Annotated in this window: 11 protein-coding genes; 6 read left to right on the top strand and 5 right to left on the bottom strand. The window is 64.7% G+C overall.

Annotated features, from left to right (window positions below; translation table 11 throughout):
- Positions 1-48: 48 nt before the first annotated feature.
- From LWC34_RS18480 to LWC34_RS18465, 4 genes are all read left to right on the top strand, one after another.
- Entirely contained in the window at positions 49-705 is a 657-nt protein-coding gene (locus tag LWC34_RS18480; protein WP_233726275.1) for an IclR family transcriptional regulator, read from the top strand.
- 30 nt (positions 706-735) lie between these two features.
- Complete coding sequence (locus tag LWC34_RS18475; protein WP_233726274.1) at positions 736-1,818, top strand: NAD(P)H-dependent amine dehydrogenase family protein; 1,083 nt, start codon at positions 736-738, stop codon at positions 1,816-1,818.
- 72 nt (positions 1,819-1,890) lie between these two features.
- A complete protein-coding gene (locus tag LWC34_RS18470; RefSeq protein ID WP_233726273.1) occupies positions 1,891-2,376 on the top strand; it encodes a carboxymuconolactone decarboxylase family protein in 486 nt (161 codons plus the stop codon).
- Positions 2,377-2,487: 111 nt separating this feature from the next.
- On the top strand, positions 2,488-3,900 hold the full coding sequence (locus tag LWC34_RS18465) for a transposase (protein WP_372496548.1): 1,413 nt from the start codon (positions 2,488-2,490) through the stop codon (positions 3,898-3,900).
- A 117-nt stretch (positions 3,901-4,017) separates the two neighbouring features.
- Here the strand turns inward: LWC34_RS18465 and LWC34_RS18460 are convergent, their stop codons facing one another.
- Both LWC34_RS18460 and LWC34_RS18455 read right to left on the bottom strand, forming a co-directional pair.
- Positions 4,018-5,493, bottom strand: a complete 1,476-nt coding sequence (locus LWC34_RS18460) for a GMC oxidoreductase (protein ID WP_233726271.1) — start codon at positions 5,491-5,493, stop codon at positions 4,018-4,020.
- A gap of 468 nt (positions 5,494-5,961) precedes the next feature.
- The gene (locus LWC34_RS18455) at positions 5,962-7,746 is read right to left on the bottom strand and encodes a hypothetical protein (RefSeq protein WP_233726270.1); all 1,785 of its coding nucleotides are present in this window, start codon (positions 7,744-7,746) and stop codon (positions 5,962-5,964) included.
- A gap of 64 nt (positions 7,747-7,810) precedes the next feature.
- On the opposite strand from LWC34_RS18455, the gene LWC34_RS18450 reads away from it, so the two are divergent.
- On the top strand, positions 7,811-8,944 hold the full coding sequence (locus LWC34_RS18450) for a VanZ family protein (protein WP_233726269.1): 1,134 nt from the start codon (positions 7,811-7,813) through the stop codon (positions 8,942-8,944).
- Here the strand turns inward: LWC34_RS18450 and LWC34_RS18445 are convergent.
- Entirely contained in the window at positions 8,856-9,368 is a 513-nt protein-coding gene (locus tag LWC34_RS18445) for a GNAT family N-acetyltransferase (RefSeq protein WP_233726268.1), read from the bottom strand. The two genes, LWC34_RS18450 and LWC34_RS18445, sit on opposite strands and share 89 nt — an antisense overlap.
- Position 9,369: 1 nt before the next feature.
- The gene (locus LWC34_RS18440; protein ID WP_233726267.1) at positions 9,370-11,403 is read right to left on the bottom strand and encodes a transglycosylase domain-containing protein; all 2,034 of its coding nucleotides are present in this window, start codon (positions 11,401-11,403) and stop codon (positions 9,370-9,372) included.
- A gap of 227 nt (positions 11,404-11,630) precedes the next feature.
- Here LWC34_RS18440 and LWC34_RS18435 point away from each other — a divergent pair, with 227 nt between their 5' ends.
- Positions 11,631-12,734 (top strand): AIR synthase-related protein, encoded by a 1,104-nt coding sequence (locus tag LWC34_RS18435; protein ID WP_233726266.1) that lies wholly within the window; start codon positions 11,631-11,633, stop codon positions 12,732-12,734.
- A 52-nt stretch (positions 12,735-12,786) separates the two neighbouring features.
- On the opposite strand, the gene LWC34_RS18430 is transcribed toward LWC34_RS18435, so the two are convergent.
- Entirely contained in the window at positions 12,787-14,046 is a 1,260-nt protein-coding gene (locus tag LWC34_RS18430; protein ID WP_233726265.1) for an outer membrane protein assembly factor BamB family protein, read from the bottom strand.
- Positions 14,047-14,074: the final 28 nt, after the last annotated feature.

Here is a 14,074-nt window from a genome sequence, read left to right as displayed (position 1 = left end):
CATCCTTGCGGAGTTGGCCCGAGGGGCAGAAATGAACAGTTTCATTCGTTGAAAGTCAGTGTGACGGATCACCCTGGCGTCGCTGGCCGGATCTTCGCGGTCCTCGACGCGTTCGACACCGCAACGCCTTCCTTGCGATTGAGGGAGATCTCGGAACGGACCGGCCTGCCGATGCCGACTGCCCTGCGGATGGTTCGCGACCTGGTCGCATGGGGAGGCTTGGAGCGCGCGCGAGACGGTTCCTACCGGCTCGGGCAGCGACTGTGGACACTCGGCGTGCAGGTCCCTTGCCACCGAAGGATCCGTGAGACGGCAGCAAGACACATCGCGCGGCTCACGGGTGCGGAGATCGCGACAGCCGTGGCATCCAGTGCGATGCTGCTGAAGGGCGAACGGTTTCCCTTACATGCCACGGCAGTTGGCAAGGTTCTGCTCGCGCAAGGCGTCGAGCCCGGAGAGTTGAGCCGATGTACGCCGTACACCATCACCGAACACATGCGGCTGTCACGAGTCGTCGCGGAGGTGAAGCGAACCGGGATGGCATTCGAGCGGGAGGAGTTGCGCCTGGGATGGTTCGCCGTCGCGGTGTCCATCCCGAACATTCAGGCTGCCATCGGAGTGCGGGCGCCCTCGACAGCCGATCTACGCCGGATGGTGCCCGCGTTGCGCCAGGCGGCTGAACGGATCACAAGCGATCTGGCGTGATCGCCAGCTTTGTGGTTAGCCTCATTGCCCATGACCGCCCCCTTGATTGACACAGTTGTCTGGGGCACAGGCAACGTTGGCCGTGCGGCGATCCGTGCCGTGGAAGCTCATCCGGCCTTGCGACTTTCTGGCGTGATCGTGCACAGTCCGGACAAGGTCGGCCGGGATGCCGGTGATCTGGCTGGAATGGACCGGCAGTTGGGCGTCACGGCGTCCGCCGACATCGACGCGGTGCTGGCCGCGCGGCCCAAGGCCGTTGTCTACGCGGCATCCGGTGAGGTCCGGCCGAACGAGGCAGTCGACGACATCATCAAAGCCGTCCAGGTTGGCGCAGTCGTTGTGACACCGTCGGTCTATCCACTCTACGACCAGCGCAACGCGCCCGCTGAGCTGCGGGATCCGTTGCTGGCCGCGGTCAAGGAGGGTGGCGGGTCGCTGTTCGTGTCCGGGGTGGACCCTGGTTGGGGCAACGACATCCTGCCGTTGCTGGTCAGCGGGGTTGCCACGGACATCGACGTGCTGCGCTGCCAGGAGATCTTCGACTACACCACGTACGACCAGCCTGATTCCGTGCGCTGGCTGGTCGGAATGGGCCAGCCGATGGACTATTCGCCGCCGATGGTGGCGCCGGGAATTCCGACCATGGTGTGGGGCGGGCAGATCCGGCTGATGGCTCGTGCGCTCGGTGCTGAGATCGAGGAAATCCGGGAGACCGTCGCCCGCCGCGAGCTCGAAGAAACCGTGACGACCAAGCTGATGGGCGACTTCGAGAAAGGCACGCAGGGCGCGCTGCGGTTCGAGGTCCAGGGCATCATCTCCGGCGAGCCGCGGATCGTGATCGAGCACGTCACGCGCATCCATCCGTCCTGCGCGCCGGACTGGCCGATGCCACCGACCGGCGACGGAGCCCACCGGGTGATCATCGAGGGCAACCCGCGGATCGAGGTTTCGGTCGAAGCAGTCGACGAAAACGGGAACAGGTCCGCGGGCGGAAACGCCACGGCTGCTGGCAGGCTCGTCGGCGCGATCGACTGGCTTGTCGAGGCGGAACCTGGGCTGTACGACGCGATCGACGTGCCGCTTCGCCCTGCCTTCGGTAAGTTCGGCGGCTGAGGGACGTGACAAACTAGAACCTGTTCTAATACGATGGGCCTGCGCTGATTGTCCTTGGGGAAAGGAGCTGGCATGAACATCGACATTCCCGAGGGCAAGGACCCGATCGCGTACGTGTGGGGCGAGATGGTGCCGGGCATCGGGACCGCGGCCGCGAACTTCTCGTTGTCCGTGTACGCCAACACAACCCTTGGGCTGCGCGAATTCGAGGCCGCCAGGCTGCGGACCGCGCAGATCAACGGCTGCATGTTCTGCCTCGACTGGCGTACCGAACGCGAGGGCGTCAAAGTCGAGGACGAGTTCCCTGACCACGTGACCAATTGGCGCACAACGGAAGCGTTCGACGACCGGACCCGGCTGGCCGCCGAGTACGCCGAGCGGTACGCGCTGGACCACCACGGCCTCGACGAGGAGTTCTGGGGCCGGATGACCAAGCACTACACCCAGGCCGAGATCGTCGAACTCAGTATGAGCATCGGCTCGTGGCTGGCATTCGGCAGGCTCAATCACGTCCTCGGCCTCGACGTGATGTGCGTCCTCCCAGCTCAGACCTCGTGAGTGTTTTGGCCGGTCTGGTGTTTTAACGTTCCGGGTGGTTGATCTTTGACATGGAGGCGGCCACCGCTCGATGATCTTGGTTCCTTCCACAGAACTTTGATCACGAAAGCGGTGGCCGTGTCTGGCAGTGTGCCTGATGGATCCCTTGTAGGCCAACTCCGGCGGCTGCGGCGGTTCCGCCGGGCGGTGTATGAGTCGTTCACGAGGTGGCCGGATGTGTTGTTCGAGATGGTGGACGCGTTGTTGTGTCATCCGGGCCGGTTGGAGTCGTTGCCGTATCTAAGCTTGGAGCCGGTGTTGCGGCGTGGGCATGGCAGTGTGTATGCCGCGTTGGATCGGGGCCGGATCGACGCCGCGGTGTTGGCGGGTGTGTTGGCGGGTGTGGTGGATCGGTCCTCGGGGCTGGTGTTCGCGTTGGATTGTTCGCAGTGGCCGCGTCCGGATGCGCCGACCAGCCCGGACCGGACGTTGAACTACGACGCGGGCAAGGATGTTGGCGGTGGCAGCGGGGTGGTGACTCCGGGCTGGTGGTTTCAGTGGCTGGCCGCGACCGGGACGAGCGGTTCGTCGTGGGCGTCGCCGGTGGCGGTGGCGCGTATCGCGGTGGGTGAGAACCACAATGTGGTTGCTGTCGGGCAGATCGAGGCGTTGCTGAAGCAGGTGGCTGCCGACCGGGACCCGGACGGTGGTGATGATGGTGGTGGTCTGGTTCCGATTGTGTGTGCTGACGGGGACTACAGCCCGGTGTATCTGGGTGGCCGGTTGACCGGCGAGCGGGTGCAGATCGTGGTCCGGTTGCGTAAGGACGCGGTGGTGATGGCCGATCCGCCGCCGCGGGAACCAGGCACGATCGGGCGGCCGCGAGTGCACGGGCCAAAGATGAAACTGTCCGATCGCCGTAGCTGGCGTGACCCGGACGAATACCTCGCGGTGCCCGCCGAGCCTGGGCGGGCCGCGGTGAGTGTGTCGGTGTGGCATGGGATGCACCCGCGTGCCTCGGAATCGGCGGCACTGCGGGAACCTGGCTACCGGCCCGGGTACTCCCGCCCGGTGACCCGGGGCAGTGTGGTCTGGGTGTGTTCGGCCGACCCGGCGTACCCGCCGATGTGGTTGTTCTGGACCGGGCCTGAGGGCTCGTTCGATCTTGACCGGGTGTGGCGGGCGTATCTGCGCCGTTACGGCATCGAGCACCTCTTCCGGTTCCTCAAGCAATACCTGGCTTGGACCCGCCCTCGAGTGCGTGGCCCCGAGCAAGCCGAGCGGTGGAGTTGGCTGGTGGCTGTGGCTTATGTTCACCTGGTCCTGGCGCGTGGGCTCATCGCCGATCAGCGACTGTCCTGGGAACGACGCCGGGGACCGCTCAGCCCGCTACGGGTCAAACGCGGGTTTCGTGGGCTTCACCCGCGCCTGGGATCTCCGGCGAAACCGCGAAAACCTTCACGGCCCGGTCCGGGCCGCCCGACAGGGCATACATCCATCCCCGCGACGCGGCATCGCATCGTCCGTCCAGTGACAAAAACCTAAACCCAGCAACGAAAGCAGGGCCGCCGCTCCGCGACGGCCCTGCCCACCATGCCCTCACAACGTTAAAACACCAGACCGGTTAGAACCGGCGAAAACACTCACGACAGACCCTGTAACTCACAGTTCGCTGGCGATGATCGCCTCGATGTTCCGCTCTGCCAGCGCCGTGATCGTGACGAACGGATTCACGGCTGTATTGCCGGGAATCAGCGCGCCGTCGATCACGTACAGACCGGAATAGCCATGCAGGCGGCCGTAGTTGTCAGTCGCCTTGTTCAGGATCGCGCCGCCGAGCGGGTGGTAGGTCAGATGATCGCCCCAGATCTTGTTCGCACCGAACAGATCCGTGCGATAGATGGTCCCTTCCTTCGCGTTGATCTTGTCGAAAATGGACTTGGCCATATCGATCGACGGCTGCTTCCACGCCGTCTGCCAGCTCAGGTCCACCCGGTTGGCCGTGGAGTTCCAGGTGAACTGGGCACGGTTGGGGTTCTTGGTGATGGACAGGTAGAACGACGCCCACGTCTCGATCCCGGTCGGCAGCGGCGCGACTTCGGCGAAAGCGCCTCCAGCGTCCCAGTTGTCGATCCCGGCCGTGGGGATGGACGCCTGAACCGAACCCGTCGGGTCCCACAAATGGTTGGCGCGCCCGCACATCACGTTGCCGTTGTCGCCCCAGCCCTGGCCGATCTCGTTGTTCAGGCCGGGAAGCGTGCCGGTCGCCTTCAGCTTGGTCAAGAGCTTGCTCGTGCCGACACTGCCAGCGGCGAAGAACACCTTGTCGGCAGTGACGGTCTTGGTCGCGGTGACGGTCCCGCTGGTATCGAGCTGTTCGACGACGACGGCGTAGCGGCCGTTCACCGGGGCAACCGAAGTGACCCGGTGCAGGGGTGAAATGGCCACCCGGCCGGTGGCTTTCGCCTGGGCCAGGTACGTCTTCTGCAGAGTTTTCTTGCCGTAGTTGTTGCCGTACAGCAGTTCACCGGCGACCGCGGACTTGGGCACGGTGCCGGCGGCCTCCTGTTTCATGTACTCCCAGTCGTACACATTGGACACGAAAACGAACGGGAAGTTCGACCGTTGGGCGTGTTTGCGGCCCACTCGGGCGTACTGGTAGCAATCGACCGTGTTCCACCACGTCTGGTCCACATGTGTCACCCCGAGGCCCGCGTTCGCCCTGGGGTAGTAGGTGTTGTACATCTCGTCGACGTTCACGCTCGGCAGGATCGCGCTGAACCTCGGGCGTGGTGGCGTGACCGCCATCCCGCCGTTGACCAGCGAGCCGCCACCGACTCCCCGGCCTTGGTAGACCGTGATCCCGCTGAACTCCTCCGCGTCGAGGATCCCGGTGTACTTCGGGACGTCCTTGTCCAGTGGGAAACCGAGGAAGTTGCTCACCGGCTGCTTGGTCTTGGTACGCAGCCAGTAGGACCGGTAGTCCGGTGTGGTGGTGTTGGCGAAGATCTTGCCGTCGCTGCCTGGGGTGTCCCAGGCCATGCCCAGTTCGAGCATGTGCACGTCGACACCCGCTTGGGCTAGTCGAAGGGCGGCGACCGAGCCGCCATATCCGGTGCCGATGATGAGAACTGGCACATGGGCACCGGGTGGAATTGGGGCGGGGACGGGGGCCGCGGTGGCTCGGCCAGTCAGGGCCGCGAACCCCAAGATAGAACCAGTTCCGGTTATGAAGGTGCGGCGGGATACTCCGGGAAAACCCTTGCCACACATGGCGTTATCACTCATGTGAGCTTCCTCACCGTTGAGGGGATTAGAACAAGTTATACGGACGACGAACGACGAAGTCACTAGTTACTAGCAAGTAACTTGTGTCTCGCTCTCGACTCCGGTAGTGGCAACGGAACCGGGAAGTCCCTGTAGAAACGCCATTTCTGTAACCTGTTCCAGTACGCCTGGTGAACGTTTGGGCCATTGGACGTCACCGAGGTCCGCGTTGGCAGTTACCTAGGGGACGCCGAATGGCAGGGGTTGCTGACTGCTGAACGGTGGAACGTGGTGTGCGCGGGCGGTTTCTGAACCCCGTACCGGTGGCGGACGGCGGCCTCACCCGTCTGACGGTGTCCGCATACCGGCAGACGCCGGGCTTGTCAGCCAGGCGATGTTCAGGTCGAACAATGGACCGTCATGTGCTTGTAGGCGCGCGACAAGGTCGCGCTGACGTCTTGCCAACAGGGCGATGACCTTCGCCGGCGGCAGTTGCTGATCGGTGTTGCGGTACCAGTTACCCAAAATCTCCAACGTGAAGTCGACAACGAGCGACCCGCCGATCCCGAGCGTGACGTCGCCGAAGGCGCGGAATTGCCCAGTGTGCAACGACATGTTCCGGGTGGCGTTGAGCGCGTGCAGGAACGTGCCGATCCGCTGCTGCCGGTCTTCGAGCCACTGTGCACAAGCGACCGGGTTGGACAGTCGCGCCGACCAGTCCCGTACCTGTTGTGCCGCCAAGGGGGACGTCTGCGCGGCCACCGCGGTCAGTGCCTTGCGAGCGGCAATCGCCGTCGAACTGTCCGAATCTCGCTGCGGCAGAAGGAGATCGACCCAGGTATTCAGATCACGCAGCCGGTTGAAGTCGTTCGTGACGGCATGGCTGTCGATCAACTGGAGCTCTACCGGTGCTGTCCGTGCTCCTTGGCATAACTGTTGGTGTGCCTCGACAATCTGCTGCCGCATGGCCTGTAATGCGAGCGCGGCGGCGATATCCTCACGTTTGTTCAGGCCGCACGCTTCCAGGGCGGCCCATGCCAAAGCGGCGGCTGGCAAGGGAGCCTCGGTCACGCGGGCCACGTGCGCCATCCGCAACCCGTTTCGCAAGGTTCCCGGCCAGTGGGACACAAGCGGAACGGCGCGATCGACTGTCGGAGTGTGGGACTGGATATGCCTCGACTCGCCACTGTCCACCCGGGACACGAAGACATCGTCGCCGAGGGACAGTGCCACCAGCCGGTGACCGGCCATGTACTGATCCAGCAGTTCGGCGACCTCGCGCCGGGCGATTCGGCCAGCACTTGGCGCGTCGACCGCATCGACCTGGCACGCGACCAGACATGCGGCGCCGTTAACGGGGATTTGCCGCGTGAACCTGCGGAGGCGCCCAAGCGCGGCCCCGAACCCCAGCCGCTCGGGTTCCCGCACACCGGAACTCACTGCGGTCTCGTGGAGGGCCTGCAGCCGCGTCAGCTCAGCGGCGCCATGGACTACGACGGCCACTCGATAGCCAGAAGCGTTCGGAAGCAGCAAGCTTCGCAAGGTATGAGCGTCCACAGTGTCCTTGGACCGGAACGCGCGAACCAGATCCTGGGTCAACGCCGCCGGATCACGATCGGCCGTGGCGACAAGGCAAGCGTACTCGTCGGCGACCATGTCCACATACGACACATCGACATCCGAATGCCACGCCTTGGCGAGCGCGTCGTCCACAACGTCCTGGATCAAGGGCAGCTGGGTGCCGATAGCCGCGGCCGTGCCCAGCGCACGCGCCTTCAGGTCGTCGAGCACATTGGACTGAACGGCAATCATCGACGCCGTATCCACCAGTGACTGGCGAAGCTCCGGACAGACGTCCCAGCGCGCCACAGCATGAGCCGCGGCCTCGCAGTGTGCCCGGACCAGGGCGCGTGCCGGCTGGCCGGTGGCGGCGAAACTGGTCAGGACGGCTTGGGTTCGCGGTAGTTCGACCGACATCCCCGCGAGGCTGGCGACATGCTGGCTGAACAGCGAAGTCTTGCTGATCGCCCGCAGAATCCGCTGCACCAGGTACGCCTGGCTCCAGCCAGCTTCGCGTCGCCGAAGCTCGGCGAGCAGCCGGTGGTCGAATCCGCTGAAGGCCATCCACCAAAGTTAGCGGCGCCCCGAGTTGCCGGGTGCGGCGCATACCGGTATTACCTACCGCGTGATGTCTGCGGTGATCGCGATTGTCGGCGGGTGTTTCCTTGCTGTCCTGTTGTCCCTGCCGTTCGTCGTGGTGAGCTACCGGCGCCGGGGCGAGCTCGGGTTCGGCCGGATCCTGCTCGCGGTCGGTTTCGTGATCTACGCACTGGCGATCATGACTTACACCTTGCTCCCGCTGCCGCAGATCAACGAGACGTGGTGCCTGCAGCACCAGGCGTTGACCTCGCCACAGCTCAACGTGATGCAGTTCCTGACCGACATCCGGCACGAACAGCGCGGCACGGGTGTCATGGCCTACCTCCACAACCCCGCGGTGCAGCAGACGGTCTTCAACATCTTCCTGTTCGTGCCCCTTGGTGCGTTCCTGAAGCAGTTCTTCGGCCGTAGCGCCGCCAGTACGATCGTGATCGGGTTCGGCGTCTCGCTGCTCGTGGAGTTCACGCAGCTGACCGGAAACTGGTTCCTGTTCCCGTGCCCATATCGTCTGTTCGACGTGGACGATCTGATCACCAACACCCTGGGTACCGCGGTCGGTGTCGCGATCGCGCCGATCCTCAGGCCACTGGCCGGTCGCAAGCCGACAGCGCCGCCGACCGCGGCCCGGCCGGTGACCGCGTGGCGCCGGTTGCTCGGCATGATGCTGGACCTGGTGTCGGTCTACCTGTTCGGCACGTTCCTCTTCGGAACGATCAACGTGGTGAGCCGGTATGTCTTCAACGGACCGATGATCCAGGATCTGTGGATCACCTCGGTGTTCATCCAGTGGGTGCCCGTGTTCCTGCTCTTGGTGCTGCCGTCCCTTGGCAAAGACGCGGGCACGATCGGACAGCGCGCTGTCCGGCTGGCCAGGGTCCGCCCGGACGGCCGCCCAGCGGGCGCGAGGATCGTGATCGCCCTGCTGACCGGCGGCACGGGCTACTTCATTTGCATGGGACTGATCCCGCAGATCCCCGTGCTCGGGTTCGTCGCTTTCGTCTTGGCGGCAGGCGCTTTCGTGCTCGTGTGGCCACGCTCGCACCGAGGACTGTCCGGTGTGCTCGCTAGGTTGTCTATTGTGGATTCACGGGAGCGTCACCGCGAAGACGGCTATACAGCAGACCGTCCTGCCACTGACCGGCACGAAACTCACACGCCCTGATCACGCCTTCCAGCTGGAACCCGGCCTTCTCCAACGCCCGCTGCTCAGCGGTGTTCTCGGGATGGGTGCCTGCCTGGATCCGTTGCACCGGAGTGTGTTCGAACAGGTAGCCACACAGCATCGCCTGCGCCCGCCAGCCGAAGCCCTTGCCGCGCCACTCCGGCAGCAGCACAATGCCGATTTCCCAATAGAACGCCGGTGGCACGTACGAACCCTTGCGCCAGCCAACGTTCCCGGCCGCCTGCCCGTCGACGTCGACGATCAATCGGCCGCCGTCCTCGCCGAGGAACCCGTCGCGCGCGAACCGCCTAGCGGGTTCCTGCGCGTCCCGGAACCCACGCCAGTCCGGGCCGATCAGGCCCGGTTCGGTGAGGTATCGCTGGAACATGGCCAGATCTGCCTCGGTGACCGGGCGTAAATGCATGTCATCTCCCCAGAATCGCCTGCATCGCCTTGAAGTAGGGCGGTGCGGCTACCGTACCGCCGAACGCGCCATGTCCGCAGTTGCCGATGCGCACGGGGTTTCCTGGGCAGATAGTCCCTGGCTTGTTGCCGTCCGCGAAGACCAGCGACGACACCGCGTAGTTCTCAACGCCACCAACGAACACGACCGACTCGTTGGTCTGCGTGGTACCGGTCTTGCCGACGTCCGGACGTGTCCAGCCAGCGGCGTGAGCGGCGGCCGCGGTCGTGCCGCTGACCGTGTCCTGGCTGAGGCCGGTCATCAAAGTGCTGGCCACATCGCTGGAAATGGCCTGCTCGCACGCGGGAGTTTGGTAGTTGACGGGGTTTCCGGCCGCGTCGGTCACCGACAGGATCGGCGTCGGCGCGCACCAGACACCGCCGCTCATCAGCGTCGCGGGCACGTTGGCCATCTCGAGTGGGCTGATCGGGCTGTTGCCGAGGGTGAATGACGGCTTGTCCTGGAAATAGTCGGTCTGTGTCTGGCTGCGCTGCGGGTCCTTGGAATTGGGGTCGGGCTTGGCCCCCGCGTCGTTGGTCTGCATGGTCGTACGCAAACCAAGCCGGGACGCCATCTTCACCACTTCCGGCACGCCGACCTGCAGCTCCAGCCCGACGAACGCGGTGTTCGGCGACGTGGCGAGGCCGGTGGTCAGCGAGATCGGGTCCGAGTAGTTGCCGTCGTTGCGCACGGTGTAGCACTTCTGGTTGCCAGGCATCTGGAAACACTGGCTCGGCGGGTTCGGCAGCGGGGTGTCGAGGGTGGCCTTGCCGGATTCCAGTGCCGCGGCCGCCGTGAAGATCTTGAACGTCGAGCCGCCGCCGAACGGATCGCTGACCTCGGTGACCAGGTTGCGTGTGGTCTGGCCCTGGCTCTGGTCGGTACCGAGGTTGCGGTTGGCCACCAGGGCGAGGATCTCGTGGGACGTGCTGCCGGGGGAGATGATCGCCATCGTGTTGGCGATACCGGGCTGCTTGGTCGGCACGTTGCCTTCCACAGCGGACTTGGCCGCCTCGCTGACGTGGGCGTCCATTGTGGTCTTGATGGTCAGCCCGCCGTTGGTCAGCTGTTCCTGCGTGATCCCGGCTTGCTGGAGGTAGGTCAGCGCGTACTGGCAGAAGAACCCGGCGTCCGGTTGCGCGCTGAAGCACGTGCTCGGCGGCACGTTCGGCCCGGTCACGCCGAGCGGTTCGGCCTTGGCCTGCGCGGCGGTCTGCGGATCGATGGCCTTGTTGGCGAGCATCGAGTCGATCACGATGTCACGCCTGCGCTGCGCGTTGACAGCCTTGGTGTACGGGTTGAACGTGGTGGGGTTGTTGACCATCCCGGCGAGCAACGCAGCCTGTGCCACGGTCAGTTTGTCCGCTGTGGTGCCGAAATAGGCCCTGGCCGCGGCTTCGACGCCGTAGATCTTCCCGGTGAACTCCACGACGTTGAGGTAGTCGGTCAGGATCTCGTCCTTGGACATGTGCTTGTCCAGCTCAATGGCCGAGCGGGCCTCTTTCAACTTGCGGGTGATCTTGTCGGCGCGGTCGGCTGCCTGCGCCGCCGGGTTGTCCTTGTCGACCACGTTGATCAGGTAGTTCTTGACCAGCTGCTGGGTGATGGTCGAGCCGCCCTGGTGGTCGCCGCCGGTCGCGTCGGAGATCGCGGCCCGCGCGACGCCTTGCGGGTCGATCCCGTGCTCCTGGTAGAACCGGCGGTCCTCAATGGACACCACGGCGTTCTTCATCGCCGCGGAGATCTTGTCGCCGGGCACAGTGATCCGGTACTGGTCGAAAATCGTGGCGATCGGCGAGCCGTTCCGGTCGGTGATCGTGGTCACGCCGGGCAGCGCCGTGGATATCGACGCTGGCGTGATCTGGATGACGGAATCGCTCACGTCAGCGGCGACGACACCGGCGCTAATCGTCACCGGAGCCAGAATTCCAGCGACCAGTGCGCCGCCTGCGGCACAACCGACAGCGAGTTTGACGAGATTTCGACTAGCCGACACTGGCTCGAATGTACGCCTCGCTGACCAGGCAGAATGGACGAAGCACGCATTACGGAGACACGAAATCAAGACAGGAGACGGGTGACTCCGGTCACTGGTTCGGGTATCGGTGACAAATCGCCTGGTGGCAGCGGGGCGATCACCCCATCGGGGGCACTAAGGTACTAGTGCCCCGGCGGAAATCCCGGCGGGCCGGAGCCGATTTTTTCGACGAGGTGTGACAAGAAGTGTCCAACCTGGGTGAGTACCAGCGCGCGGGCGTCGACTATTCCATTCTGGACAAGGTCAAGCGGGACGCGGTGCGCCGCGCCGCAGCCACGAGCGGCCTGCTCGCCGGGCACGGCGCAGAGGAAGTCAGCGGCTCGCGCGGTTCGACCGCGTACGTGCTGAAGGTCGGCGGTCTCACCCTGGCCACGGTGACCGAGGGCCTCGGCACCAAATCGGTCATCGCCGAGGATTACCTGGCACTCACCGGCGAGAGCCGGTTCGCGGACGTGGCGATCGACGCGGTTGCCGCGATCGTGAACGACGTGATCTCGGTCGGCGCCAACCCAATGGTGGTCACCGCGTACTTCGCGACCGGCGACGCGGCTTGGTACTCCGACGAACGCAAGTCGCTGGAACTGTTGGCTGGCTGGCAGAAAGCCTGCGAGCTCTCCGGAGCGACCTGGGGCGGCGGCGAATCACCCGCACTGCCCGGAATGCTCACCGGCGCCGGAATCGAACTCGCCGGCAGCGCGCTGGCTGTGGTGCCCGAAGGCCGCGAGGCGGTTTTCGGTGACGCGGTCACGCCCGGCGACCGAATTGTCGTGCTGCCCAGCTCCGGCCTGCACACCAACGGCTCGTCACTGGCCCGCCGGATCGCTTCCCAGCTTCCCAATGGGCTGCGGACGTCGTTGCCGAGTGGCCGCGATCTCGGCGCCGCGCTGCTCGACCCGTCCGTGCTCTACCCGGCGTTCGTCCGGGCGTTGCTGGCTTCGGACGTGCGGCCGAACTTCCTGAACCCGATCACCGGGCACGGCCTGCTGAAGATGATGCGGTCGTCGACGAACGTCCGGTACGTGCTGGACAGCGTCCCCGAGGTGCCTGAGGTGCTCGAGTTCCTCGCCAAGCAGGCAGGCATGTCGGCCGCGGAGTCGTACGCCACCCTGAACATGGGCTTCGGCTATGTCGCGGTCGTCCCGGCCGACGACGCCGACAAGACCGTCGAGATCGCCCGCGCCGCCGGATATGACGCCATCGTCGCAGGTGAGGTCGTCGCAGGCGACCGTTCGGTGTCCGTGCCTTCCCTGGGCATCGAATACCACGACGAGGAATTCAAAGTCACCTGATCAGCCCTCGTGAGTGGTTATCAGGGTTAGAACCCTGATAACCACTCACGAGTCATTTCGTGGGCTTATAGGTTTTGCCGCTGGCTGTGGCCAGGTATTTGTCGAGCTGGGCTGGCGCGACGCCTGGGTTGTCCGGTGCGTCCTTACCGGTCTTGGCGTCGATCGCGACCGGGTTTCCGTTGGCGGTGCCGTAAAGCAGGTCGTGGTAGGCGGCGGTGAACGACGGAACCGCCCGAGAACCCTCGTCTTTGATCTCCCACAACGGGTTTGGGCCAACGCTGTCGGCTTCGAAGGCGAACGCGACCGTGACACCGGCGGAACACGCGATGATCGACCTTTGGTCGTAGAAGCACTCGATGTCGAACCCGGACGTGGTCGGGATATCGGTGAACTTGCTGTACACGGCCTTGCCGGTGGTCACGTCGACGATGTCGAACTGGTGGTCAAGGCTGTCGTAGAGCTTTCGGCTGCTGGCGACGAGCTTCGGCGAGATCGGCATCAGGGTTGTACCGAAGCCACCGAGAGCTGTCGACCACTTCTCGGCGCCATCCGCCTCCGCGACGCCGGTCAGGGTTCGTGGCGAGCTGATCATCGGTTTGCCGCCGTTGCCGACGACCATCCCACTGTCCACTTCGCTCGCCAGGAACTTGTCCTTCTGCCACCGCACGTTGTGAGTTGCCGCGTCGACGGCGTACGTCAGGCCGAGGCTCGCGGAGTCGTTGAAGTACGTGACCACAATGGACGTGTCACTCACGCCCGCGATCGCGACATCCCCGTCGCCCGAGGAGATCGTGCTGTCGAGGTCCACGTCGATCGTGGTCGAGAAGTCCGGTTTGCCGGTCTTGACGTCCACCGAGACCACTTCGATCTGCGGGTGCGGCTTCGTTGTGCCTTGCGAAGGCTGGAAACCGCTGAACGCCACGTACATGTGATCTTTGTAGGCCACCGGTGGCGCGCTTGTCCCGCTCGTCACGGCTTTCACCTTCGCCGGTACTGACCACAGCAGTTCCGCGGTGACCCCGTCGAGAGCGAGCAGTTGTTCGTTGTTGGCGCTGTAGATGTTGCCGTCGTACAGCGTCGCCCGTGGTTTGTTGTTGCCGCCCCACGTGCCCGACGGGAACTCGGCTGAGGTCGGCTCGAAGACCTTCGGCGGATCGAACGCCTGACGCGGCGGTTTGACCGGCGACGCTGGCAGAACCGCCGGTGTGTTGTTCGGTGTGGACTGTCCTGTTTGGGCGCTGTCTTCGCTGCCACAGCCGCTCAGCACGGCTGTGATCAGCAAAGCACCCAACACCACTCGATTACCCCGCATGCGCCGGATCGTAGGAAAACCGGCTTGC

Origin of the sequence: Kibdelosporangium philippinense (assembly GCF_021390435.2) — a bacterium.
GTDB lineage: Bacteria > Actinomycetota > Actinomycetes > Mycobacteriales > Pseudonocardiaceae > Kibdelosporangium > Kibdelosporangium philippinense.
The sequence above is the reverse complement of the archived record's forward strand: the minus strand, read 5'-3'. Positions and strand labels throughout refer to the sequence as shown.

Coding starts and splice junctions, on each gene's coding strand:
- LWC34_RS18450 (WP_233726269.1), top strand. CDS start 7,811: ATGTCTGCGGTGATCGCGATTGTCGGCGGGTGTTTCCTTGCTGTCCTG.
- LWC34_RS18470 (WP_233726273.1), top strand. CDS start 1,891: ATGAACATCGACATTCCCGAGGGCAAGGACCCGATCGCGTACGTGTGG.
- LWC34_RS18445 (WP_233726268.1), bottom strand. CDS start 9,368: ATGCATTTACGCCCGGTCACCGAGGCAGATCTGGCCATGTTCCAGCGA.
- LWC34_RS18455 (WP_233726270.1), bottom strand. CDS start 7,746: ATGGCCTTCAGCGGATTCGACCACCGGCTGCTCGCCGAGCTTCGGCGA.
- LWC34_RS18430 (WP_233726265.1), bottom strand. CDS start 14,046: ATGCGGGGTAATCGAGTGGTGTTGGGTGCTTTGCTGATCACAGCCGTG.
- LWC34_RS18475 (WP_233726274.1), top strand. CDS start 736: ATGACCGCCCCCTTGATTGACACAGTTGTCTGGGGCACAGGCAACGTT.